We start from the raw sequence: 22,279 nt of genomic DNA on the forward strand, positions 1-22,279 counted from the left end.
TGAAAAGAGCGGTGAAGGAAAAGCTGCATCTCTTGCAGCTTTTCTTTTGCCAAGCTCTTTCTCATCAAAGTATCTCTGAAAAGGAGCGTCAAATCGGTGGATTATATCATTGAAATGTTTAATATACGCAAGGAGTTTCCCGGAATCGTCGCCAATGATGACGTCACGCTTCAAGTGAAAAAAGGCGAAATACACGCCCTTCTCGGTGAAAACGGCGCCGGAAAATCGACACTCATGAACGTTTTATTCGGCCTGTATCAGCCGGAAAAAGGCGAGATCCGGGTGCGGGGCGAACGCGTTCACATCAACAGCCCGAACAAAGCCAACGATCTTGGCATCGGGATGGTGCACCAGCATTTTATGCTTGTGGATACCTTTACCGTCTCAGAAAATATCATTCTCGGAAAAGAGCCGAAAACTTTCGGCCGGATTGACAGACAGCGCGCCGCCCGGGACGTGCGCGATATTTCCGACCGTTACGGCCTGCACATTGATCCTGAAGCCAAAGTTGCCGATATTTCCGTCGGTATGCAGCAGCGGGCGGAAATATTAAAGACCCTCTACCGGGGGGCCGACATTCTCATTTTTGACGAGCCGACCGCGGTGCTGACTCCGCACGAAATTCAAGAACTGATTCAGATTATGAAAAATCTTGTCAATGAAGGAAAATCAATTATCCTCATCACCCACAAATTAAAAGAGATTATGGAAGTCTGCGATCGTGTCACCATCATCCGGAAAGGAAAAGGCATTACAACACTCGATGTCGCACATACGGATCAAGATGAACTGGCAAGCCTGATGGTCGGACGCGAAGTGTCATTCAAGACGGATAAACAAGCGGCCGATCCGAAACAAGAAGTGCTTTCACTTTCTGATGTAACGGTTAAAGACGCGCGCGGCGTTGAGGCGGTCAAGCAGCTCTCCCTCTCAGTCAGATCCGGTGAAATCGTCGGCATTGCGGGCGTTGACGGAAACGGCCAGTCTGAATTAATTGAAGCCATTACAGGTCTCAGAAAAACAAATGCCGGCACGATCACGTTAAACGGCAAACAGCTGCAAAACATGCCGCCCAGGAAAGTCACTGAAGCCGGAATCGGGCATATACCGCAGGACAGGCATAAACACGGGCTCGTCCTTGATTTTCCGATCGGAGAAAATATCGTGCTGCAAAGTTATTACCAAAAGCCCTACTCTTCTTTCGGCATATTAAATAAACACACGATTTATGACAAAGCGCGAAGCCTGATTGAAGAATACGATGTCAGAACACCGGATGAATATACGCCTGCGCGCGCTCTCTCCGGGGGGAATCAGCAAAAGGCCATTATCGGCCGGGAAGTGGACAGAAATCCGGATCTTTTAATTGCGGCCCAGCCGACGCGGGGACTCGATGTCGGCGCGATTGAATTCGTCCATAAAAAGCTCATTGAGCAGCGTGATGCCGGTAAAGCGGTGCTTCTGTTATCTTTTGAACTTGATGAAATAATGAATCTCAGCGATCGCATCGCCGTCATCTTTGAAGGCAGCATCATCGCAAACGTCAATCCGCTTGAAACAAACGAGCAGGAGCTCGGACTTTTAATGGCGGGAAGTAAGCAAATGGAGGCGGGGAAAACACATGATTAATCGACTTTCTCATCTGGCTGTGCCGCTGATTGCGATCATCCTTGGGTTAGCTGCGGGTGCGGTCATCATGCTCGCCAGCGGCTACAATGTCGTAAGCGGGTATTCGGCTCTTTGGAGCGGCATTTTCGGTGAAGTGTATTACATCGGGGAATCGATCCGGCAGATTACGCCATATATTTTGTCCGGATTGGCCGTGGCATTCGCATTTCGGACCGGCCTGTTTAATATCGGGGTTGAAGGACAGCTCCTTGTCGGCTGGACCGCCGCGGTGTGGGTCGGCGCTTCCTTTGACGCCCCCGCTTACATCCACCTTCCGCTTTCGTTATTGGCGGCTGCGGCTGCAGGCGGCATTTGGGGCCTGATTCCCGGATTTTTAAAAGCCCGTTTTTTTGTCCACGAAGTGATTGTCACGATCATGATGAATTATATCGCTCTTCATTTAACCAATTATCTCATTTCCGATGTCATGACGGACCACCGGGACAAAACAGACAAAATTCATGAAAGCGCGTCGCTCCGCTCGCCGTTTTTAGAGCAGCTGACAGATTACTCCCGCCTTCACTGGGGCATTCTGATCGCTTTGTTTGCGGCAGTTCTCATGTGGTTTATCATTCATAAAACAAAAAGCGGATTTGAATTCCGGGCTGTCGGCTTTAACCAGCACGCCGCACAATACGCCGGAATGAGCGTCAGAAAAAATATGATGTACGCCATGATGATTTCCGGCGCCTTCGCAGGGCTTGCCGGCGCGATGGAAGGACTCGGAACCTTTCAATACGCGGCGGTTAAGGGCGCCTTTACCGGCGTCGGCTTCGACGGCATTGCGGTTGCGCTTCTCGGCGGCAGCACGGCAATCGGCGTTGTTCTGGCGGCATGTCTTCTCGGCGGCCTTAAAGTCGGGGCATTAAATATGCCGATTGAATCCGGGGTGCCTTCTGAAGTCGTTGACATCGTCATCGCCATTATTATTTTGTTTGTGGCATCAAGCTACGCCATCCGTCTCATCCTTGATAAATTGAAGAAAAAGGGGGCGAAGTAAGTGGACTTCCTGCAGATTTTATCCATTATTGTCCCGGCAACACTCGTATATGCGGCTCCGCTTATTTTAACCGCTCTCGGCGGCGTGTTTTCTGAAAGATCGGGAGTTGTCAACATCGGTCTTGAAGGACTGATGATTATCGGCGCCTTTACAAGCGTCATGTTCAACTTATTTTTCGGACGCGAGCTTGGCGCCGCCGCTCCGTGGCTCGCCTTGGCTGCGGCTATGATTGCCGGCGGACTGTTCTCACTGATCCACGCGGCTGCCGCGGTTTCTTTCCGCGCCGATCAGACGGTAACCGGTGTGGCGATCAATATGCTCGCGTTAGGAGCGACACTGTTTATCGTCAAGCTGATTTACGGAAAGGCGCAGACTGATAAAATCCCGGAGCCCTTTTACAAAACGAACATTCCCGGGTTAAGCGATATTCCGGTTTTAGGAAAGATTTTCTTTTCCGACGTATATTATACGTCGATTTTAGCCATCGTACTGGCCTTTGTTTCCTGGTTTATTTTATTCAAAACGCCGTTCGGCCTCCGCATCCGTTCTGTCGGGGAACATCCGATGGCGGCCGATACGATGGGAATCAACGTGTTCGGCATGCGCTATATCGGCGTTATGATCAGCGGGCTGTTCGGCGGGCTCGGCGGCGGTGTATATGCTTCCACGATCGCGCTTGATTTCACGCACTCCACCATTTCCGGGCAAGGCTTTATCGCTCTTGCCGCGCTGGTTTTCGGCAAATGGCATCCGATCGGCGCGCTCGGGGCGGCGCTGTTCTTCGGATTTGCGCAGAGTTTGAGCATTATCGGCTCGCTTTTGCCCCTGTTCAAAGACATTCCGAATGTATACATGCTGATGGCTCCTTACATTCTGACCATTCTCGCGCTTGCCGGCTTCATCGGCCGCGCGGACGCGCCTAAAGCCAACGGCATCCCTTACATTAAAGGAAAACGCTGATTGCCACACAAAAAGAGTTCCGCACCCTGGTGCCGGAACTCTTTTTATCTATATACGATTCTGATATACTCACGCGGCTGAAACGGCGTTTGCATTGATTCAGCCGCACTCAGCTTGTCTTCTGCGTATTCCGCACCGAGAAAAAAACGCTCCCAATTATCCGCCTCCGTCTGCTGCCTCCCTTTGCAGAAATCGTCCGCTATGAATGTTCCTGCAATAATAGAACAAAATATCCCAATACAGGCCGCCGCCTTTCTCTTCATAATGACCAGCTCCTTTTTTAAAAGCTTGATCTGAAAGATAAATGTATATACAAAGATCAGGATATTTGATAAATTTATTTTGGGTTCAAAAGACCACAAAAACACAGAAAGGAATACATTATGCCATAGCAGGGTAAAAAAAAGTGCGATATAATTTGTACTGGGTCCTATGACCGTGAATTGATTGATTCACTCTTACATAAAGCAGTTGCTTGATGAAAAACAAGCAAAGGAGGTCTTCTGTTGCAGCTGTTACATTTCGCGATTTTGGCGCCTTTTTTATTTGCATTTATCGTTCCCTTTCTTTATAAACGGGTAAAACAAGTCCATACAGGCTGGTTTGTGCTGATAGTGCCCGTTGTGCTGTTTGTTTACTTTATCAGCAAACTCCCTGTCACAATGGCTGGGGAAACCGTCCGGTATGCGGCCGAATGGATTCCGTCCCTCGGTATTAACTATACCGTTTATATTGACGGACTCGGGCTGTTATTCGCTTTATTGATTACGGGCATCGGCTCTTTGGTGACGCTTTACAGTATTTTTTACTTATCGAAGGACAAAGAAAAGCTCGGCCCCTTTTATGTGTACCTGCTGATGTTTATGGGCGCGATGCTCGGCGTTGTGCTCGTCGATAACGTCATCGTGCTTTATATGTTCTGGGAGCTGACAAGCCTGTCATCCTTCTTATTAATCGGGTATTGGCATAAGCGGAAGAAATCACGCTACGGGGCGGAAAAGTCACTGCTGATTACCGTCGGCGGCGGACTGTGCATGCTTGGCGGCTTTATCCTGCTGTATCTGATGACGGATTCTTTCAGTATCAGGGAAATGGTCAACCAGGTGCATATTATCGCAGGCCATCCGTTCTTTATTCCGGCGATGGTTCTCCTGTTATTGGGGGCCTTTACGAAATCAGCGCAGTTTCCGTTTTATATCTGGCTGCCTGATGCCATGGAGGCGCCGACTCCTGTCAGCGCCTATCTGCACTCGGCTACAATGGTGAAAGCGGGCATTTATGTGATTGCCAGATTCAGTCCGGTTTTTGCATTTTCACCCGTCTGGTTTTGGACGGTTGCCTCAGTCGGTCTGATCACGATGGTATGGGCTTCCTTCAATGCGATTAAACAAACCGATTTAAAAGCGATTCTGGCATTTTCCACAGTCAGTCAGCTCGGTATGATTGTATCGATGCTCGGCGCAGGAGCCGCCGCGCTTCATTACCAGCATTCAGAGTATTTTACGGCGGCTGTCACCGCGGCTGTGTTTCACTTAATTAACCATGCTACTTTTAAAGGAAGTTTATTTATGGCGGTCGGCATTATCGACCATGAAACGGGAACACGGGACATCCGCAGGCTCGGCGGCCTGATGGCGCTTATGCCGGTAACGTTCACCGTTTCACTGATCGGAACGTTTTCCATGGCGGGCCTCCCTCCGTTTAACGGCTTTTTAAGTAAAGAAATGTTCTTTACAAGTATGCTGCGGATTGCTCATGCAGATATTTTCAGCCTGGATACGTGGGGCGTGCTGTTCCCCGTTCTCGCATGGATCGGGAGCGTCTTCACTTTCATCTACAGCATGAAGCTGTTTTTCAGAACGTTCAGCGGCGCGCGCAAACCTGATCAGCTTGAAAAGACGCCGCATGAAGCACCGCTCGGCATGCTGATTTCGCCGGTCATTCTTGCCGCTTGCGCCGTCAGTCTGTTTTTTGCACCGAACGTTTTGTCTTACAGCCTGATTGAACCGGCGATGAACTCCATTTATCCGGCTCTGTTAACCGGCGGAGATACATTCCATGTCCATATTTCCCAGTGGCACGGGGTGACGGCTGAGGTAATGATGACCATCGGCATCATCATTGTCGGCACGATCGGTTACGTAACGCTGTCTAAATGGGAGCGTTTGTACGGTCTGTTTCCGAAAAAACTGACGCTGAACAAGCTTTACGATGCGGTGACGGGCAGTATGGAAAAAAGATCTTACCAGCTGACGTCATCGTATATGACCGGATTTTTGCGGGATTATCTGCTGTATATTTTTGCGGCGTTTATCATTCTCATCGGAGCGGCGTTCGTCATGAAAGGCGGCTTTTCCATGACAACGAAAGGCATGGCTGAAATCGGCCTGTATGAAATCGTGCTGTCCCTCGTTATGGTGAGCGCAACGATTGCGACTGTGTTCGCCAAATCGCGGCTGACGGCCATTATCTCACTCGGTGTTGTCGGGTACACACTCGCGCTGTTTTTCGTGATTTTCAGAGCGCCCGATCTGGCGCTCACGCAGCTCGTCATTGAGACGATATCCGTCGCCTTGTTTCTTCTTTGTTTTTACCATCTGCCGAAAATGCGGCGGAAAAAGAAGACAAGAACATTCCGGATGACGAATTTTATCATTTCTCTCGGTGTCGGCGTCATCGTGACAATGCTCGGAATCGCGTCTTCCAGCGAAAAAACAAAAGACAGCATCTCCTCCTTTTTCACCGCTTACAGCCATAAGCTCGGGGGAGGAAACAATATCGTCAACGTCATCCTCGTTGATTTCAGGGGATTTGATACGATGTTTGAAATCACGGTGCTGTCGATTGCCGCACTCGGGATTTACGGCATGATCAGAACGAAAGTAAAAGAGGAGGGAGAAGAGCGTTGAGACAGCAAAAAACAAACGACATCATCCTTCAGACGGCAACGAAGCTTGTATCTTTTATCATTCTGCTTTTCTCTTTCTATTTATTTTTATCGGGGCATAACGCTCCCGGCGGAGGATTTGTCGGCGGACTGATTACGTCTTCGGCCATCGTGCTGTTGCTTTTGGCCTTTGATTTAAAAACCGTCAAATCGATTTTGCCCGTCAATTTTATTTATGTGGCGGGCGCGGGTCTGCTTATCGCGATTGCAACGGGTGCAGGTTCGTTCTTATTCGGAGCACCCTTTCTCACCCATACATTCGGCCATTTTCATCTCCCGGTGCTTGGGAATACGGAGCTTGCGACGGCCACTTTGTTTGATTTAGGTGTGTATCTCGTTGTTGTCGGCGTGACGATGACCATTATTCAAACGATTGGAGAGGAAGAATAGTGGAAATCTTAATGTCTGTCATTGCCGGTATTTTGTTTATGGCGGCAACCTACCTGCTGCTTTCTAAAAGTCTGCTGCGCGTGATTATCGGCACCGCGCTTTTAAGCCACGGCGTCCATTTGCTGCTCCTGACCATGGGCGGACTGAAAAAAGGCGCTCCTCCCATACTGGGCGGAAAAAGCACGTCGTTTGTCGATCCGCTGCCGCAGGCACTCATACTGACGGCGATCGTTATTTCGTTCGGCGTCACGTCCTTCCTGCTTGTGATGGCGTTCCGCGCCTATCAGGAACTGAAAACGGACGATATGGATCGAATGAGGGGAAATGATCAACATGAATAACTTTGTGATATTGCCTATTCTGGTGCCGCTGCTTGCCGCAGTGCTGCTGATTTTTATGAACAGGCGCGTGATGCTGATGCGGATATTCAGCACTGCCGCTTCCTGTGTCTCCATCGTCATCAGCGCCGCTCTCGTTCAGACGGTTTTCACACACGGGATTCAGACGCTGACACTCGGCGGATGGAAAGCGCCGTACGGCATTGTGCTTGCCGCGGATCAGCTCGCCGCACTGCTTGTTTTGACAACCGCCATAATCGGGCTGCTCGTCACCCTGTACTCCTTCCGCTCCATCGGAGAAAAAAGGGAGCGCGCTTTCTATTATTCAGGGGTGCAGTTTCTTCTGGCCGGCGTAAGCGGAGCGTTTTTGACGGGTGACCTGTTCAACATGTATGTCTTTTTTGAGCTTCTGCTTATCGCGTCCTACATGCTGATCGTGCTTGGCGGAACGAAAATTCAATTAAGAGAATCGTTGAAGTATATCGTGTTTAACATTGTGTCATCCGCGTTTTTTGTCATCGGCGTCGGTTACTTATACGCGGTGACGGGCACGCTGAATATGGCTGATCTAAGCGTAAAAATAAGCGAATCGGGCCAGACCGGGCTGATCACCGTCATCGGCGTCCTTCTTCTCGTCGTTTTCGGTTTAAAGGGCGGAATATTCCCGCTGTATTTTTGGATGCCGGGCTCTTATTACGCCCCGCCGGCTGCAATTTCGGCTTTATTCGGGTCTCTTTTGACGAAAGTCGGCCTGTATGCCATTTTAAGAGTATTCACCCTGATCTTTATTCACGATACGGTCTTTACCCACCAATTGATGATGTGGCTTGCGATGCTGACGGTGCTATTCGGCGTAATCGGATCTATCGCCTTTTCGGATGTCATGAAAATCGTCATCTACAATATTATTACAGCCGTCGGCGTGATTTTGTTCGGCATTGCCATGAACACGCCTGCCTCCATTCAAGGAGCGGTTTATTACTTGATTCACGATATGCTGATTAAAGGAGCGCTGTTTATGCTCGCCGGCACGCTTATCGCATTGACAGGCACTGCCAGCCTGCATAAAATGGGCGGACTGATCACCCGTTATCCCGTTTTAGGATGGATGTTCTTTATTTCAGCCATATCTTTGGCCGGCATCCCGCCGTTCAGCGGATTTGTGGGCAAGCTGAAGATCGCGGAAGGCGGGTTCGATAAGGGGGAAACATTGTTTTCCGTATTGATTCTCTTATCAAGCCTGCTTGTGCTCTATTCCGTGCTGAAGGTTTTTACGACGGCTTTTTGGGGGGAAGAAAAAGAAATCCCCGGCGCAGGCGGACGGTCCGCAAAAGGACTTCTTTATCCGGCAGCCGCTTTTCTCCTTTTGTCGCTTCTGTTCGGGCTCGGAACCGAATGGGTTTCACCGTATGTTAATCAGACGGCTGAGAATCTGCTGAATCCGGAAAAATACATTGAAGCTGTTTTGAAGGAGTAGATGGCATGGCTTTTCAACTATTATTAAATGTTCTTCTCGCTGTTTGCTGGATGTTTCTCACAAACAGCCTCAGCGCGGCGGGTTTTTTGACCGGATTTATCGCGGGCTTGGCGGCGCTGTTTTTTTTCCGGCGCTTCTTCTCGCGGCCGTTTTACATTTGGAAAATATGGTCGGTCATCAAACTGATGCTGATCTTTATAAAAGAATTATATTTGGCCAATGTCAGCGTGCTGAAAACCGTTATATCGCCGAAACTGAACATCCGCCCGGGCATTTTCGCGTTTAAGACGGAATTGACGGAGGATTGGGAGATCACGCTGCTCTCGCTGTTAATCACTTTAACACCGGGTACGCTCGTGATGGATATCTCCGATGACCGGTCGATTCTCTATATACACGCCATGGACATTGAAGATGCGGAGAAAGCGATCCATGACATCCGCGTCTCTTTTGAGAAAGCCATTCAGGAGGTGAGCCGCTGATGTTTACGTTTATTCTGCAATTATCACTCGGCATTATGGCGGTCTCGACTCTTCTGTACGTCATTCGCGTCATAAAAGGTCCTACGGTTCCGGACCGGGTCGTCGCGCTTGATGGAATCGGCATTAATCTGATTGCCATGACCGCGCTTGTATCCATTCTCTTAAACACATCGGCCTTTTTGGACATCATTCTGCTGCTCGGCATTTTATCGTTTATCGGCACGATTGCCTTTGCTAAGTTTTTGGAGAAAGGAGAGATTATCGAAAATGATCGAAATCGTTAAATGGGCCGTCGCCGTTTGTATTCTGATGGGGGCGCTGATCTGCCTGGTCGCGTCTTTCGGCACACTCAGGCTTCCTGATGTGTATACGCGCGCCCACGCCTCTTCAAAAGGCTCGACACTCGGCGTTAATTTGGTATTGCTCGGGGTGTTAGGCTACTTGTGGATGCTGACCGGAGAAATTTCTGTAAAAATACTGCTCGGCATCATTTTTATCCTGCTGACGGCGCCGGTCGGAGCGCACCTCATATGCAGGGCCGCGTACAATTCGGGAGCGGCGCTTGATAAAAGAAGCGTTCAGGATGATTACAAAGGGATCAGAAACTTTGTGATCAAACGAAAAGAAGATTCATATTTGTAAAAACAAACAGCCGGACGATTCAGGGTTCCGGCTGTTTGTTTATTTTGTTATAACAGCCAGCGTGCAGCGGGAAACACAGATCAGCCTTTCCCGTCCATCGAAAATGTTAATCTCGTACACAATGGTTGCCCTGCCTGTGTGAACGGGTTTCGCAATCGCTGTGACCGTCCCGCCCTCTTTCACGGATTTTAAATGATTGGCATTAATCTCAAGCCCGACACACGCCTGTTTCGACCTGTCGATAAAATGCTGGGCCCCGACACTTGCAACAGTCTCCGCCAGCGCTGCTGACGCGCCACCATGCAGATATCCGAAAGGCTGCACCGTCCTCTTATCCACCGGCATCACCGCTACGCATCTCTCCGGCGTGTTTTCAGTGATTTCAATACCGAGTGCGCCGAGCAATGTATTGTTCAGATTCATAGGTCATTCTCCCTTCAAGATTTATAGTACGTTATCTGACTTGGCGATCAGCACCGCTTCAGTGCGGGAGCCGACATTCAGCTTATTAAAAATGGATGTCAGGCTGTATTCAATCGACCGCTTGCTTAAGTGAAGCGCATCTGCGATTTCCTGATTGGTCAAACCTTTTTCGACCTCTTGGAGAATATGGCGCTCTCTCTGTGTTAACCGATCCTGCTCACTTTGAGGGGAAGAAGACGTTTTTGTTTTTTGCTGGGTCATCAGCTGTTTGAAATAGGAGAAATCAACTAAAATCTGTCCGTTGAGCACGTGATATATGTATTGCATGATTTTCTCTTTAGATTCGGTTTTACTGATGGCGCCATGCAGGCCCGCGCGGATGGATTCTTCAAAATAATCTTCAACCTCATAGCCTGTGTAGACAATGATTTTACAGAGAGGATTCTCTTTTAAGATTTTCTTGGAAAGCTCTATGCCGCTGATGTCATCACCCAGATTTAAATCCATTAATATGAGATCGTAAGCTGAAAAATCATGCCGGAGAACGAATTGTTCACTGGCATCAGGACTGAGGCAATCGACAGAAAGATTCGTGTCCGTTTCCAGAATCGTCTTGGTGCCCTCCATGACAGCCGGATGATCATCAATCACTAGTATCTTTTTCATGGTTTCCTCCCTTTTACTCACTCATTTCCATTTTATTAAAAAGACTTGGCTTCTGCCAAGTCGATTTGGTGATAAATTGGTTACAATTCCATTTCAATATCCGCTTTAAAACCGTTTCCTTCACTTGTGTCGATTTTCATCCGTCCGTCAAGCGCCCGGACACGCTCCTTAATACCCGAAAGACCCATGCTCATCGACTGCCCGCCGCCTTCTTCCTGATTGCATCCGACACCGTCGTCTTCATAATGCAGAATCACTTTATTTTGAATGCTGATCAGCATAATCAGCACCTCATTCGCCTGTGAATGCTTCATGGCGTTCGAAAGAAATTCCTGAATGATGCGGTACAAATTCAGCTGCGTATCCAAATCCAGCGCCGCCGTAAACCGGCCCGTATTCAGACGGATATGAAACGGCGCACGCTCCTGCTGCTGCGCGGCAAGCTTGGATACCGCCTTGACCAGACCCAAATCATACAGCAGCTGAGGACGAAGCTCATGGCACGTCTCCCGGGTCATCAAAATGACATCCGACATCTGCTCATTCATCTGATGAAGCTTGTCCTGCACCTCTATGTGGCAGGGCTCCTCTTTCTTAAAATCGGCCAGAAACAGTTCACACTGGCGCTTCAAAGAAATCAAGTCCTGCAGCACTGAATCATGCAGATCACGGGCCAAATCCGAACGCTGCTTTTCCTCGATCGTAAACATCAGCTTTTTGAGCCAGACCGGGTTTGAGCCTTGTTGTTTCAGGTCTTGTAAATGGTTCATGAGTTCTTCGATCTGCAATATGTTTTCCATCGAAACACTTGTATAAAAAGACAATGTCTTTAACCAAGATATCTCATCTCTTGTCAGTCTCGGAGTATTAATGCTCGACAAACAAAGCAGAACGTATGAGTTTGCCCCTCTTTCTCCAATCTTCATCAGAAAACCTTGATTTACTTCAAAAATCTTGCCAATCTCTGATGTGACTTTAACAAATTCTTTTTTATACGGCAGCCAGTTCGGTTCACTGTTCTGTTTATCAAAATACAGAATGTCTCCGTCAGAATTGATTTCAAATATATAAGCTTTACTAACAGGCAAGACGTCCAAAATAGTCTTTTTCAAATTCATAAACACTTGATTTAAAGCTGATACGCTTTTAAGAAGCTGTGTATATTTATAAATGCTGTCTTGATAATTATATTTTTCTGAAAAACGTTTCAGGCGAAATTTGTAGTCTAATAACTCCTTAATATAAAATACCGCTAAAAAAATCAAAAATACATATACAGTGATTTGAATAATGTTAAAGTTATTCCCCTTGCTGTCGAATAATATATTCAGCCATACAACTCCAATAGTCGGAATAATGGAAAGGAAACCATAGTACCTGATTCTGCCCAACAAGAAGTCTATATCGTAGATTTTATTGACCACGAATTGATAGACTAAAGCTAATGGAATAATTATTAAAAATGGTGCCGTAACTATAGCAGAATAAATATACTGTCCGAACAACACCTCAGGTATAATATAAAATACTGTAAACGGAAAAAAGGCTATGGTATTAGATATAAGTAACACTTTCAGCAAATAAAAGTGATCCTTTTTTCGGTAGACTAGTCCATAAAAAATAATGGATGTATAGACGACCATCATTTCCAAAAAAAATGTTACTAAATTAATATTCGTAACAAGTTGGAAGGCAAAATGCTTCTGGAATATCTCGATTATTATATTAATAACCGGCAATATATAGAGAGTAGACACAACATAACCAGCTGAAAATTTCAATTTTAATTCTTTAAAGTATTGATACAAAAAGTGAAAGTATAATACAGGTACGTTCAAAAATGTAAAAAGGTTAATATATCTGTTTATTTCATATCCTCTAGTTACTCCACCTGCGCTTAAATATGCAATGGATGTACACAATAAAAAAATAATCAAAATATAGGCTGAATAAGTATCTTTTACTCTGTTAACTTTATAAATATAAAAAATGCATAACATGCTTAAAGCAAATAATATGCATGGGATAATATAGATAAAAAAACTATAAGAGCTATTTAAGGAAATAAACTCAGTATTATGTAAGTCTATTTTACTATTACCCCTTATTATTTTCATATGTTCAGCTTTCGCTAGATATTGACCTCTTATATTCTCTTCTGTCGGTGTTTTTCCGCTTATTTCAATTATCCTGTCTCCCTCTTTTAAGCCCATATATTTACCATACGTAGACTTGGAGAGTTTTACAACCTGCAATTCATGGTTATTGTTTTCAACCACATAGGTTCCTACCAAAACTCCGTTTTGAGTAAAATATATAATATGAACGACGTAAAAGAGACTGACGAATAACAATACAATCGAAAAATTTCTAATGAATTTTTTCAATAGATCTCACTCTCTCAATCATTGTTCCCAAAAAATCCCCCTGCATTTTTTTGATTGACTAAAGTCTCTTTCAAAAATCTCAACAATGGCAGGTAACAGTTTATCCGGAACTCCTATTAAACTAGCTTCCCCACACGCTAACTTTGTAAGTACAAGTGGATTTTCCATAAGATAATGTACGATATCTTGCTTCACTGTAATTTCCTCCATTAAAGTTCTAACATTATATTTAAATCTTTTATACTTGTCGTAATTTCTTCCTCGTACATTTTAATTAACATTGAAACATACTGGCTAACTCCTGCATCAAATAGCAGGTCTTCAAGGCTTTTTTTATTATCAATGAGGAATGAATGGTAACTTGCTTCTGCATTCATTAAATCCAAGATTTTTTCTGAAGCAGCATTAAATCTTCGCTTTAGATACAACAGAATTAATGTTTTTCTTCCCTTTCTGATATCACTACGATTTTTATTAAAAAGACCATAATAATCATTTTCAATCTGTTTAACAATTCCAATTTTATAGGAATAATTCTCAATTTCTTCGTTAAACTCCCCATTTGCAAGCATTGTTCCTAATACAGCTGACATTGCAGTAAGCGAGCCTGATTTTTGTTTAATCATTTGAAGACATTCGTCTTCAGTTTCGGGGAAATTTTCGAGATCATTATGCTGACCTTGCATTGCATTTAAAGCATATTTCATAGCGAGCCGGGGAAAATCGGAGTTCGTTTTAAGCTCACAAATAACTTGAAGACTTATTGAATAAAGAGAAGTGGCTGCATTTAAAGAGATAGATTGATCTATCTTCATCCATTCCTTATCCAAGTTATCTTCATCCTCTATATCGTCAAAAATATCAAAAGCTAAAATTAACAATTCAATTCCTGAAGCTAATAACGTAATATCCGAATAATGCTCACCATCGAAAGCCACATAATGCTTAAATGCAAGAACACCAAAAGCAAAATGATTTTTTTCATTTATAAAAGTCTGAAGGGTGTCTTTTAAATGTGGATTATTTATTTTCTCCTCCACAATTTCCTTCATCTTCTCTTTAATCGTTTCGGCATCTAAACACATTTGCTCAATAATTGTCTTCACCCTCCCATTCTATTTTACTAAATGCAGGTGATGAAAGACAGCAGGTTTTTCGTTTTTTAACAATCGTATAATACTTTATCCACGAAATGGATAAAAAATGCACAAAAAAAAGACTTGTTTCCAAGTCTTTTTAAGAAATTTTCATTGCATATGAGAATTTATCGAGCTGATCAATGCTTTTGTTAATGTTTCGTAATGAGTCGGTTGTTTCTCTGATATCATTTTCAAGTCGGAATAATAATTGCTTTACTTCTTCTAATTTGTTTTCCACCGTTTCCACACTCCTTTTTTGAAAGATCAATGAATTGTGTATGGTGAACGAGTCCTAGGTATTTGATCTGTTACTAATAGTGTAAACGTTTTTGCGGGATTTTTCACCGAAAAGTATGTGTAAAAGTATCTGCGTGACACCGCAAACCGAGGTAATCCCATAGTCCCGAACGGAGCATTTAGCGAACAGGACTATATAACTACCAGAAAGGCAGACGTTTAGGATGAAGCAGACCAATCTGGCGGTTCTGCTGTTTTTTTAACGGTTTTCCGACAAACCGGAAAGGACTATAGTCCCTGCCGTCGCAATTTCAAAACAGAATGGGCGAACAACGTCGCATAACCACCGACAAACACCGAAAAGACCGCAACCCCCGCATTGTGGTCTTTTTGCATGTCATAACTCGTTATCACGCCGCCTATACTCATGAATAACGAATGTTTTCTCAGGAAGGAGGCCGCCGTATGCATTATGTGTATCCATGCTTCCCTGTTTTCGCCGCGCCATACCGGAATCCTGCGCCCAGTCCCCCGGTTCACGCAGATATTTTGACAGCGTCCGCAAAAGAAGCTGCGGGCATGCTGGAGGATGCGCGCCTGCTCCTTGCGCGTCTGTCGGCGTCAAAAGAGCTTGCGCGCCGCATTCTCACCGCAGCGCAATCATCTGACACCGCAGCGGTCAAGCGGCTCATTAAGCAGACCGGCATCAAAAATGATTTTGACGTGACGTATAATCCCGACGGCATCCGTGTCAGTCTGATCAGAGAGCAAAGCCGGTTTATCATCGCCCTCAGGTGGTCGGCTTAAAGCGGCTCAATCCACGATCAGCTGCCGGCACCATTCGATCGCCTGTAAGTAACATTCATACGCTTCTTCTTTGTTCAGTTCTTTTCCCCACTCGTCACAGTCCCAGTTGTTGCATTCAATGGCTTTGACGAGCGCGAGCATCTTATAATAATCGTTTTCATAACCGAGCAGCGCCTGTCCGACTTCATCGATTAAAGGCAGTTCTTTGATGATATCCTCCAGCTCCCTGTGGAGAAGCGTATCGATGAGCGAAAACATGCCGATCAGCATGTAAGAAGAGGGCTGGGGCCTTCCGGTTCTTTTCGCCAGCAGTTCGCACAGTTTGGCCCTGATTAAGGAAATCTTAATGATTTCTTTTTGGCTTGAGTGGCTTTTCGCCGTTAAATCTCTGAATGAAAGAATGTAAATCAAGCGCTTAATCTCATTCAGCCCGAGCATCATGATGGCCTGCTGGATGCTGTCTATCTTTTTTTTCAGCCTTGTTTGCGATCCGTTTAAAAAACGCAGAATCTGATACGATAAGCTGACGTCCCGCTCTATGTATTCCGTCACGCGCTTTATATTGGGCTGGTCATTGTTTAATTCGCTTAAAAGCTGGTAGTAAGAATGAAAATGAAACGTCAGATCATTTCCGCTGATGACACGCGGTTCACTGAAAAAATATCCTTGAAACAGGTGAAAGCCGTCTATGGCCGCCTGTTTATAATCTTTTCTCGTCTCCACTTTCTCCGCTAAATAAATCAGACTTTTACAGCTGTACGTCTGAATGATTTTTTTGCGCTCCAGACGCGAGGATTGCAAAAAGTCGATTTTTAAAATATCAATATATTTCATCAGCTGTTCCACTAACTCTTCATTTTCCGGATTGATGGCGTAAAAATCATCAAGTGCTAATGTATATCCTAATTTCTTCAGCTGTCTGCATCTTGAGATGAGTGCCGGAGTGATCGGTATGTCCTCAAGAATTTCGATAATAAGCTGGTCAGGATCAAAGGAGGTAGGGAGATCTGAAAACATCAGGCTTTCTGTAAAATTCACAAAGCAGCGTTTCCCCTCAGTCAGCTTTTCGATTCCGATGTTGATAAAGCTGTTAATAATGAGATCCGTCGTAGCTTTATCTCCGTCAGCGGCCGAATAACGGTTCTCTTCGCTCTCCCGGTAAAGAAGTTCATAAGCAACAACCTGTTCGTTTCTGTTGAAGATAGGCTGTCTCGCAACAAACACCTTCATTCATTTACCCCCTTAGATACGGCCTTCGAACATAAGTATATCAAATAATTTGACGAAATTTGTCTAAATGTGAAAAATATTATCACAACAAAAAGGCCTTTCCAGAGAAAGGAAAGGCCGCTTTGTCTTCTATTCAAGTTCCCGTTTCAGCTCGCTTTTGATTTCATGAATCCGCTGCATCTTGTTGCTCCAGCAGTCTTCGCTTAAATCGACCGGATATTCTTCCGGCTTGCTGATCCGTTTGTATTCCTCCCACAGAAGTTTGAGGTTATCCTGCACGTATTGCTGGATGTCGGTAATTTCGGGATTATCATAGCATAAAACGCCGTTTTCAAAGATCGGCTCATGCAAGTCTTTCGCATAGAAATCAGTGACGAATTTGCTGACGAACGTGTGGACGGGATGGAACATTTTTAAGCGTTTCTGATCATTTACCCGCTCGTCATAAAGCGCGATATAATCACCTTCCGAGTGGTGATTCAGCTTGTTGATAATCCGGTATACTCTCTTTCTTCCCGGCGTTGTCACTTTTTCAGGGTTTGACGAAATTTTAATGGTGTCAGTCAGCTTGCCGTCCTCTTCAATGGCGACAAGCTTGTAAACCGCGCCGAGGGCCGGCTGATCGTATGCGGTAATCAGCTTCGTGCCGATGCCCCACGTATCGATTTTCGCTCCTTGGGATTTCAGATTTAATATCGTGTGCTCGTCAAGATCGCTTGAAGCAATGACCTTTGCGTCTGTGAAACCCGCTTCATCAAGCATTTCACGCGCTTTTTTTGACAGGTACGCCAAGTCCCCGCTGTCCAAGCGGATGCCGATGAAGTTGATCCGGTCGCCGAATTCCTTTGCGACTTTAATCGCATTCGGCATGCCCGAACGGATCGTATCGTACGTATCTACGAGAAATACGCAGTCTTTGTGGGTCTCCGCATATTTCTTAAATGCCGTATATTCATCGCGGTACGCTTGTACGAGCGCATGAGCGTGCGTGCCGGATACCGGTATATTAAAACGCTTTCCGGCTCTTACATTACTCGTTGCGCTGAAGCCGCCGATCAGAGCCGCTCTCGCTCCCCACATAGCCGCATCCATTTCATGGGCGCGCCGCGTTCCGAATTCGAGGGCGTCTTCGTCACCGACAACGCCTTTAATGCGGGCCGCTTTCGTGGCGATTAATGTTTGGTAATTCACAATGTTAAGCAGAGCCGTCTCAATCAGCTGGGCTTCGATCAGGGGCGCTTCGACCCGCATAATCGGTTCGTTGTTAAAAACGAGCTCGCCTTCTTTCATGCTGTAAAGAGATCCGGTAAAAGAAAGATCCCGTAAATAATCAATGAAATCATCAGCATAGTGCAATTCCGTTTTTAAATAATTCAGATCGCTGTCGGTAAATTTGAAGTTCTCCAAGTATTCGATTGCTTTTTCTAAGCCCGCAAATACCGCATAGCCGTTTTCAAAGGGAAGCTTTCTGAAAAAAAGCTCAAAAATCGCTTTTTTCTCATGAATGCCGTCTCTCCAGTACGTTTCGGCCATATTAATTTGATAAAGATCTGTATGTAAAGACAAACTGTCGTCTTTAAAACCATGCTCCACCAAAATTATTTTCCCCTTCCTTACTCTGCCACTTGCGCTCCGATGCTGTTCTTAAAATGGGACAGGGCCCATTCATGCCCTTCCGGATTAAAGCTGGCCACAGCGTTTTGATGAATGACGATCTGAAAGCCCTTGTTGTAGGCGTCAACCGCCGTGTGAAGAACGCAGATGTCCGTGCACAGGCCCGCAAGATGCAGCTCAGTGATCTGCCATTCCCGCAGTTTCAGCTCTAAATCCGTTCCCGCAAAAGCAGAATATCTCGTTTTTTCCATATAATTTACGTTTTTTGCGTGTTTATGTTTCTCATAAAGAGGCGATAGCCTTCCGTACAGCTCTTTGCCCTCCGTGCCGTTGATATTATGCGGAGGAAACAGGCGTGTCTCGGGATGAAAGTCATCGTCTGCATCATGCGAATCTACCGCAAAGACAACGTAATCACCGTTTTCTATAAATGCTTGCGTCAAACTGACAATCGTATCTTCAATCTGTCTCGCGGGTTCTCCGCAGGTTAATGCCCCGTTCTCTGCTGCAAAATCATTCGTATAATCAATGCATATAAATGCTTTTTTCATAGCCGGCCTCCCCGCCATTCATATGAAAACCATTATATCCTATCTCCACTTGTAAGTGAATTGGCATTGTAAAATGACAAACGGTGTTTTGCCCTTTTAAGATTTCAGGAGTGAGCGCTGAAAAATGTCATCCTGTACGTAAATGCCGTCAAGGTTCACGGCATAATCGGCGGCAAAAACCAGGCCGAGCGGCGTTTCGAATTGAAGGTCCGATATGACGGAGCTTCGGACACCGGCAAGTGCGGCAAGCTTCATATATGGTGAATAAGCATGATACGGGAGCCTTCCGTTTATATAGAGCACCGCGTCTTTTCGGCTTTTCAGCGCCTGTTTCACTTCTTCATAAGGCTGCTTTTGCAGCACCTGCCCCTTCGTCAGGGCAATGATGACTCTTTCACGCAGCGAGCCTAAAAATAAATGGCGTTCATCCGGTTTCGTCTGCAGAGGGCCGTACATCCCCTGCTGTAAATAAAGGTCAACCGTTTTGTCGCTCATCGGCCTGTCCCTCCTCAGCTTGTTTTACAATTATCTCCCCGGACGGGACGCGGTAAACCGCTTCGTTACATTTCAGCCACCCAATGGGAGATCTTGCCGGCGAGCTCTCCGGCGGGCTCTTCTTCAATCAGCTTGCTGAATGATTGTAAAAGCCGCTGCGCCAGCGCCTTTTTCTCTTCCTCATAGGAAATGATCGTGCTCCACTCAAGTTCCGGAACGGCTACAAGGGTATGCTGTTCTTTTTTATTTTCATGCAGATATACATCACCGATCATTCCGGACTGCACGGTAATATTCGCTTTTCTGATTTTCATAAAACATTCCCCTTTTATAAAGACTGATTCTATTATACTACAAAAAAGCGACAGCCTCCTAAAAGGAGGCTGTCACGCGTTAAACCAATCAGGTTCGTCAAACACATCGATGTCTTCAAAGCGCGTTTTGCTGAATTTATTAGTAATTTTGACAAAATCTCCGGAATGAAACGCCCCTGCCCCCGCGCCTGAGTGGTCAACGGCTTTGGGAGAAATGGCAAACACGTCACCGAAGCTCGCCGCAGCGTCTCCGGCTAAACTCATAATATAAATCGGTCCCACAATTGCAGGCATACCCACACCTCCGCTTTTCTTTACAGCATTTTATGCGCTGCACCGGGAGTTGTGCCCGTTTTTATTTCGGCTTGCGGCTGTCTTCGAGCTTTGACCGCTGACGAAGTTTGATAAGCCGGACGATATTTAAGACGAAAGCTTTTAAAACCGCGTAAACCGGCACGGCCAGAATCATTGCGAGAATGCCGCCGAAACTGCCCGCTCCGATAAGCAGAAGAATAATGGTGAGCGGGTGGGTATTCAGCCGTTTCCCAATCACAAGCGGAGAAAGCAGGTTCCCGTCAAGCTGCTGGACGACAACGACAACAATAACGGCAAAGAGCGCCTTAGCCGGCGAATCCATAAACGCGATAATCACCGCGGGCGCCGCCCCGAGAAACGGCCCCAGGTACGGAATGATATTGGTGACGGCGATCACCATCCCGAGAATTAACGCATACTGCAGGCCGATGATCCAATATCCGATAAAGCATGCCGTTCCGACAAAGAGACAAATCAGCAGCTGGCCTTGGAAATAGGCGGCCAATGTGACATATAAGTCGTTAAATATTTTCCTGCCTTCCGCCCGGTAGGAAGAAGGCAGGATTTTGACCGCCAAGAGCGGAAACCGCCGGCCGTCCTTCAGCATATAAAACAAAATGAACGGAACGGTGATCACGACAAGCGTGATATTCGTAACGACGCCGAACACAGCCGACAGGCTTGCCGTAATATTTTGCGGAAGGCTTTGTAAAAACCCCGTCAGAGACTGCTGGATTTTTTCTATCGACACATAATCCTGCGTCATCATCCACGTAAACCATTTGGAATGGGATAATTGCGCCGTCAAGACTTGAATCTGATGAATGTAATCAGGGAAATTGTTAATCAGCCCCGTGACCTGAGAAGCCACAATCGGCCCGATGGCGGTGAACATAAAGGCAATCAGGCCTATGAAAACGAGATAAATGAGCAGGATTGCCAATGTCCGGGGGATTTTTTTCTCAAGCAGGCGCACGATCGGATTAAAAATGAAAAACAAAATGCCCGAGATCAAAATCGGAAAAAACAGAGTGGTGATAAAACCGAAAAACGGCTGAAAAATAAACGAGACTTTCGTTGATACGTAAATAATGAGCAAAACGAGCAAAATTTGCAGCGTCCAAAAATGGACCTTTGATTTCAACAAGCGATTTCCTCCTATTGTCGTGTGAACTTGTACTGTGATTGTACCAAAAAAAGCCGCCGTGCATCTATGTATCTCAAAAAAGAAGACGCACCGGGGTTCTATAGTGCCGCCTCCGGTTTGCGCCTTTTCGGGCTGTTACACGCGTTCGGTATAATCAGGCATGACGGAAACCACATGGCGGTTTCTGATATAAAATACACGGTCATGCGTCTCTTCAATGGCGATGTGATCCGGAGTGGCATCAATCAGCCGTCCTCTGACAATGCGTCTGACGGTTTGAATGATAAACCTTGAGCCGATAAGCTTATGGATGGTCTGATAAACGTAAGGATCCACTAACGAGACGATTTGCGGGCTTCCTTGATGGGCCATTTTCGCTGATCCCCTTTACTATGTTTTCCTTCAGCATATGCAGCGGACAAAGGCTTTGACACAGTACGTCTATCGGAGCGGAAAAGGTGTTAGTGAGCATGCGGAGTTATGTAAGCGGAAAAGGCCGCATGAGTGGCCTAGACTGAGCTTCTTATGGGATATTGGGCTCGGTCAATTAACTGATCAAGCTTTTGGATTTGTTTGAGCGCGGCCGTGTGATCCATTTGGCGGTAATGGTGATGTCCGCCGGGTTCTTCATCGAGTTCATCCGCTTGTTTCACGATTTGCTGGAGCGTATTCTTGTCCAGTTCGCCTTCAGGCAGATAGGAATCGGTGTGAAGCAGAATCGCCAGCGCAATGTCCTTCGCCGCTTTCGGTTCTTCACCGAGCCGGATGAGCAGCTTATGCGCCCGTTCCGCGCCTTTAATGGCATGGATATCGTTTCTTCTGTACTTTTCATAATCCCATTTGCCGTCTGTGTACCATTCATAATGGCCGACGTCATGCAGTAACGCCGCTTTCGCCGCCAGATCCGGGCTGACACCTGCTTTTACGGCAAGACGGTATGCATGAAACGCGCAGGCGATCGCATGGGCGACACCGGAACGCTGTAAATACTTTTGTGCGATTGGATGGGTGAAGACATCCATTAATGTTACATTTCTCATGGAAACCCCT

General features: G+C 46.0%; 27 protein-coding genes. 11 read left to right on the plus strand and 16 right to left on the minus strand.

The window, feature by feature from the left end; translation table 11 throughout:
- The first annotated feature begins 96 nt into the window (after positions 1–96).
- The 3 genes from NYE38_RS15475 to nupQ are packed head-to-tail and all read left to right on the plus strand — an operon-like array spanning position 97 to position 3,628.
- Positions 97–1,629: an ABC transporter ATP-binding protein gene (locus NYE38_RS15475; RefSeq protein WP_063637044.1), complete on the plus strand. Its 1,533-nt coding sequence runs from the start codon at positions 97–99 to the stop codon at positions 1,627–1,629.
- Positions 1,622–2,668, plus strand: a complete 1,047-nt coding sequence (locus NYE38_RS15480) for an ABC transporter permease (RefSeq protein ID WP_012118308.1) — start codon at positions 1,622–1,624, stop codon at positions 2,666–2,668. Before NYE38_RS15475 ends, NYE38_RS15480 begins: the two co-directional genes overlap by 8 nt.
- Positions 2,669–3,628, plus strand: coding sequence for a guanosine ABC transporter permease NupQ (gene nupQ, locus NYE38_RS15485; RefSeq protein ID WP_003152071.1), 960 nt, complete (start codon positions 2,669–2,671; stop codon positions 3,626–3,628).
- A 44-nt stretch (positions 3,629–3,672) separates the two neighbouring features.
- Here the strand turns inward: nupQ and NYE38_RS15490 are convergent, their stop codons facing one another.
- Entirely contained in the window at positions 3,673–3,891 is a 219-nt protein-coding gene (locus tag NYE38_RS15490; RefSeq protein ID WP_014721737.1) for a hypothetical protein, read from the minus strand.
- A gap of 243 nt (positions 3,892–4,134) precedes the next feature.
- On the opposite strand from NYE38_RS15490, the gene NYE38_RS15495 reads away from it, so the two are divergent.
- Genes NYE38_RS15495 through mnhG form a run of 7 tightly spaced genes read left to right on the plus strand, consistent with a single transcriptional unit; the run spans position 4,135 to position 9,904 of the window.
- The gene (locus NYE38_RS15495) at positions 4,135–6,537 is read left to right on the plus strand and encodes a Na+/H+ antiporter subunit A (protein WP_017419417.1); all 2,403 of its coding nucleotides are present in this window, start codon (positions 4,135–4,137) and stop codon (positions 6,535–6,537) included.
- On the plus strand, positions 6,534–6,965 hold the full coding sequence (locus NYE38_RS15500) for a Na(+)/H(+) antiporter subunit B (RefSeq protein WP_007613424.1): 432 nt from the start codon (positions 6,534–6,536) through the stop codon (positions 6,963–6,965). The genes NYE38_RS15495 and NYE38_RS15500 overlap by 4 nt, the downstream gene beginning before the upstream one ends.
- Positions 6,965–7,306: a Na(+)/H(+) antiporter subunit C gene (locus NYE38_RS15505; RefSeq protein WP_003152063.1), complete on the plus strand. Its 342-nt coding sequence runs from the start codon at positions 6,965–6,967 to the stop codon at positions 7,304–7,306. Before NYE38_RS15500 ends, NYE38_RS15505 begins: the two co-directional genes overlap by 1 nt.
- On the plus strand, positions 7,299–8,780 hold the full coding sequence (locus NYE38_RS15510) for a Na+/H+ antiporter subunit D (protein ID WP_017419418.1): 1,482 nt from the start codon (positions 7,299–7,301) through the stop codon (positions 8,778–8,780). The genes NYE38_RS15505 and NYE38_RS15510 overlap by 8 nt, the downstream gene beginning before the upstream one ends.
- A gap of 5 nt (positions 8,781–8,785) precedes the next feature.
- The gene (locus NYE38_RS15515; protein ID WP_017419419.1) at positions 8,786–9,262 is read left to right on the plus strand and encodes a Na+/H+ antiporter subunit E; all 477 of its coding nucleotides are present in this window, start codon (positions 8,786–8,788) and stop codon (positions 9,260–9,262) included.
- Positions 9,262–9,546, plus strand: coding sequence for a Na(+)/H(+) antiporter subunit F1 (locus NYE38_RS15520; RefSeq protein WP_017419420.1), 285 nt, complete (start codon positions 9,262–9,264; stop codon positions 9,544–9,546). The genes NYE38_RS15515 and NYE38_RS15520 overlap by 1 nt, the downstream gene beginning before the upstream one ends.
- Positions 9,530–9,904 carry a monovalent cation/H(+) antiporter subunit G gene (gene mnhG / locus NYE38_RS15525; protein WP_017419421.1) on the plus strand — a complete coding sequence of 125 codons (375 nt, stop codon included), beginning with the start codon at positions 9,530–9,532 and terminating at the stop codon, positions 9,902–9,904. Before NYE38_RS15520 ends, mnhG begins: the two co-directional genes overlap by 17 nt.
- 39 nt (positions 9,905–9,943) lie before the next feature.
- Here mnhG and NYE38_RS15530 read toward each other — a convergent pair whose 3' ends face one another.
- From NYE38_RS15530 to degQ, 6 genes are all read right to left on the minus strand, one after another.
- Positions 9,944–10,327 (minus strand): hotdog fold thioesterase, encoded by a 384-nt coding sequence (locus tag NYE38_RS15530; protein WP_017419422.1) that lies wholly within the window; start codon positions 10,325–10,327, stop codon positions 9,944–9,946.
- Positions 10,328–10,348: 21 nt separating this feature from the next.
- Positions 10,349–10,993 (minus strand): response regulator transcription factor, encoded by a 645-nt coding sequence (locus NYE38_RS15535; protein WP_014418762.1) that lies wholly within the window; start codon positions 10,991–10,993, stop codon positions 10,349–10,351.
- Positions 10,994–11,073: 80 nt separating this feature from the next.
- On the minus strand, positions 11,074–13,380 hold the full coding sequence (locus NYE38_RS15540) for a sensor histidine kinase (RefSeq protein ID WP_017419423.1): 2,307 nt from the start codon (positions 13,378–13,380) through the stop codon (positions 11,074–11,076).
- A gap of 18 nt (positions 13,381–13,398) precedes the next feature.
- Positions 13,399–13,575, minus strand: coding sequence for a competence pheromone ComX (comX, locus tag NYE38_RS15545; RefSeq protein ID WP_017419424.1), 177 nt, complete (start codon positions 13,573–13,575; stop codon positions 13,399–13,401).
- Between the two features lie 14 nt (positions 13,576–13,589).
- Positions 13,590–14,486 (minus strand): polyprenyl synthetase family protein, encoded by an 897-nt coding sequence (locus tag NYE38_RS15550; protein WP_017419425.1) that lies wholly within the window; start codon positions 14,484–14,486, stop codon positions 13,590–13,592.
- 130 nt (positions 14,487–14,616) lie between these two features.
- Positions 14,617–14,757 (minus strand): degradation enzyme regulation protein DegQ, encoded by a 141-nt coding sequence (gene degQ, locus NYE38_RS15555; protein WP_003152043.1) that lies wholly within the window; start codon positions 14,755–14,757, stop codon positions 14,617–14,619.
- Positions 14,758–15,221: 464 nt separating this feature from the next.
- Between degQ and NYE38_RS15560 the strand changes: the two genes are divergently transcribed.
- Positions 15,222–15,563, plus strand: coding sequence for a hypothetical protein (locus NYE38_RS15560; RefSeq protein ID WP_014418765.1), 342 nt, complete (start codon positions 15,222–15,224; stop codon positions 15,561–15,563).
- 6 nt (positions 15,564–15,569) lie between these two features.
- Here NYE38_RS15560 and NYE38_RS15565 read toward each other — a convergent pair whose 3' ends face one another.
- The 9 genes from NYE38_RS15565 to NYE38_RS15605 form a co-directional block, all read right to left on the minus strand.
- Complete coding sequence (locus NYE38_RS15565) at positions 15,570–16,793, minus strand: EAL and HDOD domain-containing protein (RefSeq protein WP_014418766.1); 1,224 nt, start codon at positions 16,791–16,793, stop codon at positions 15,570–15,572.
- Between the two features lie 129 nt (positions 16,794–16,922).
- Entirely contained in the window at positions 16,923–18,389 is a 1,467-nt protein-coding gene (locus NYE38_RS15570) for a nicotinate phosphoribosyltransferase (RefSeq protein WP_014418767.1), read from the minus strand.
- A gap of 17 nt (positions 18,390–18,406) precedes the next feature.
- Positions 18,407–18,958, minus strand: a complete 552-nt coding sequence (locus NYE38_RS15575; RefSeq protein WP_017419426.1) for an isochorismatase family cysteine hydrolase — start codon at positions 18,956–18,958, stop codon at positions 18,407–18,409.
- Positions 18,959–19,054: 96 nt separating this feature from the next.
- Entirely contained in the window at positions 19,055–19,453 is a 399-nt protein-coding gene (locus NYE38_RS15580; protein WP_003152031.1) for a DUF1694 domain-containing protein, read from the minus strand.
- Between the two features lie 65 nt (positions 19,454–19,518).
- Positions 19,519–19,767, minus strand: coding sequence for a YueH family protein (locus tag NYE38_RS15585; protein WP_003152028.1), 249 nt, complete (start codon positions 19,765–19,767; stop codon positions 19,519–19,521).
- 72 nt (positions 19,768–19,839) lie between these two features.
- Positions 19,840–20,061, minus strand: coding sequence for a spore germination protein (locus NYE38_RS15590; RefSeq protein ID WP_003152026.1), 222 nt, complete (start codon positions 20,059–20,061; stop codon positions 19,840–19,842).
- Positions 20,062–20,122: 61 nt separating this feature from the next.
- Positions 20,123–21,229 carry an AI-2E family transporter gene (locus NYE38_RS15595; protein WP_014418769.1) on the minus strand — a complete coding sequence of 369 codons (1,107 nt, stop codon included), beginning with the start codon at positions 21,227–21,229 and terminating at the stop codon, positions 20,123–20,125.
- 135 nt (positions 21,230–21,364) lie between these two features.
- The gene (locus NYE38_RS15600) at positions 21,365–21,601 is read right to left on the minus strand and encodes a DUF2642 domain-containing protein (protein WP_003152023.1); all 237 of its coding nucleotides are present in this window, start codon (positions 21,599–21,601) and stop codon (positions 21,365–21,367) included.
- A gap of 137 nt (positions 21,602–21,738) precedes the next feature.
- Positions 21,739–22,269 (minus strand): HD domain-containing protein, encoded by a 531-nt coding sequence (locus NYE38_RS15605; protein WP_003152022.1) that lies wholly within the window; start codon positions 22,267–22,269, stop codon positions 21,739–21,741.
- Between the last annotated feature and the right edge of the window lie 10 nt (positions 22,270–22,279).

It is taken from the genome of Bacillus sp. EU63 (assembly GCF_038592915.1).
Lineage (GTDB): Bacteria > Bacillota > Bacilli > Bacillales > Bacillaceae > Bacillus > Bacillus velezensis.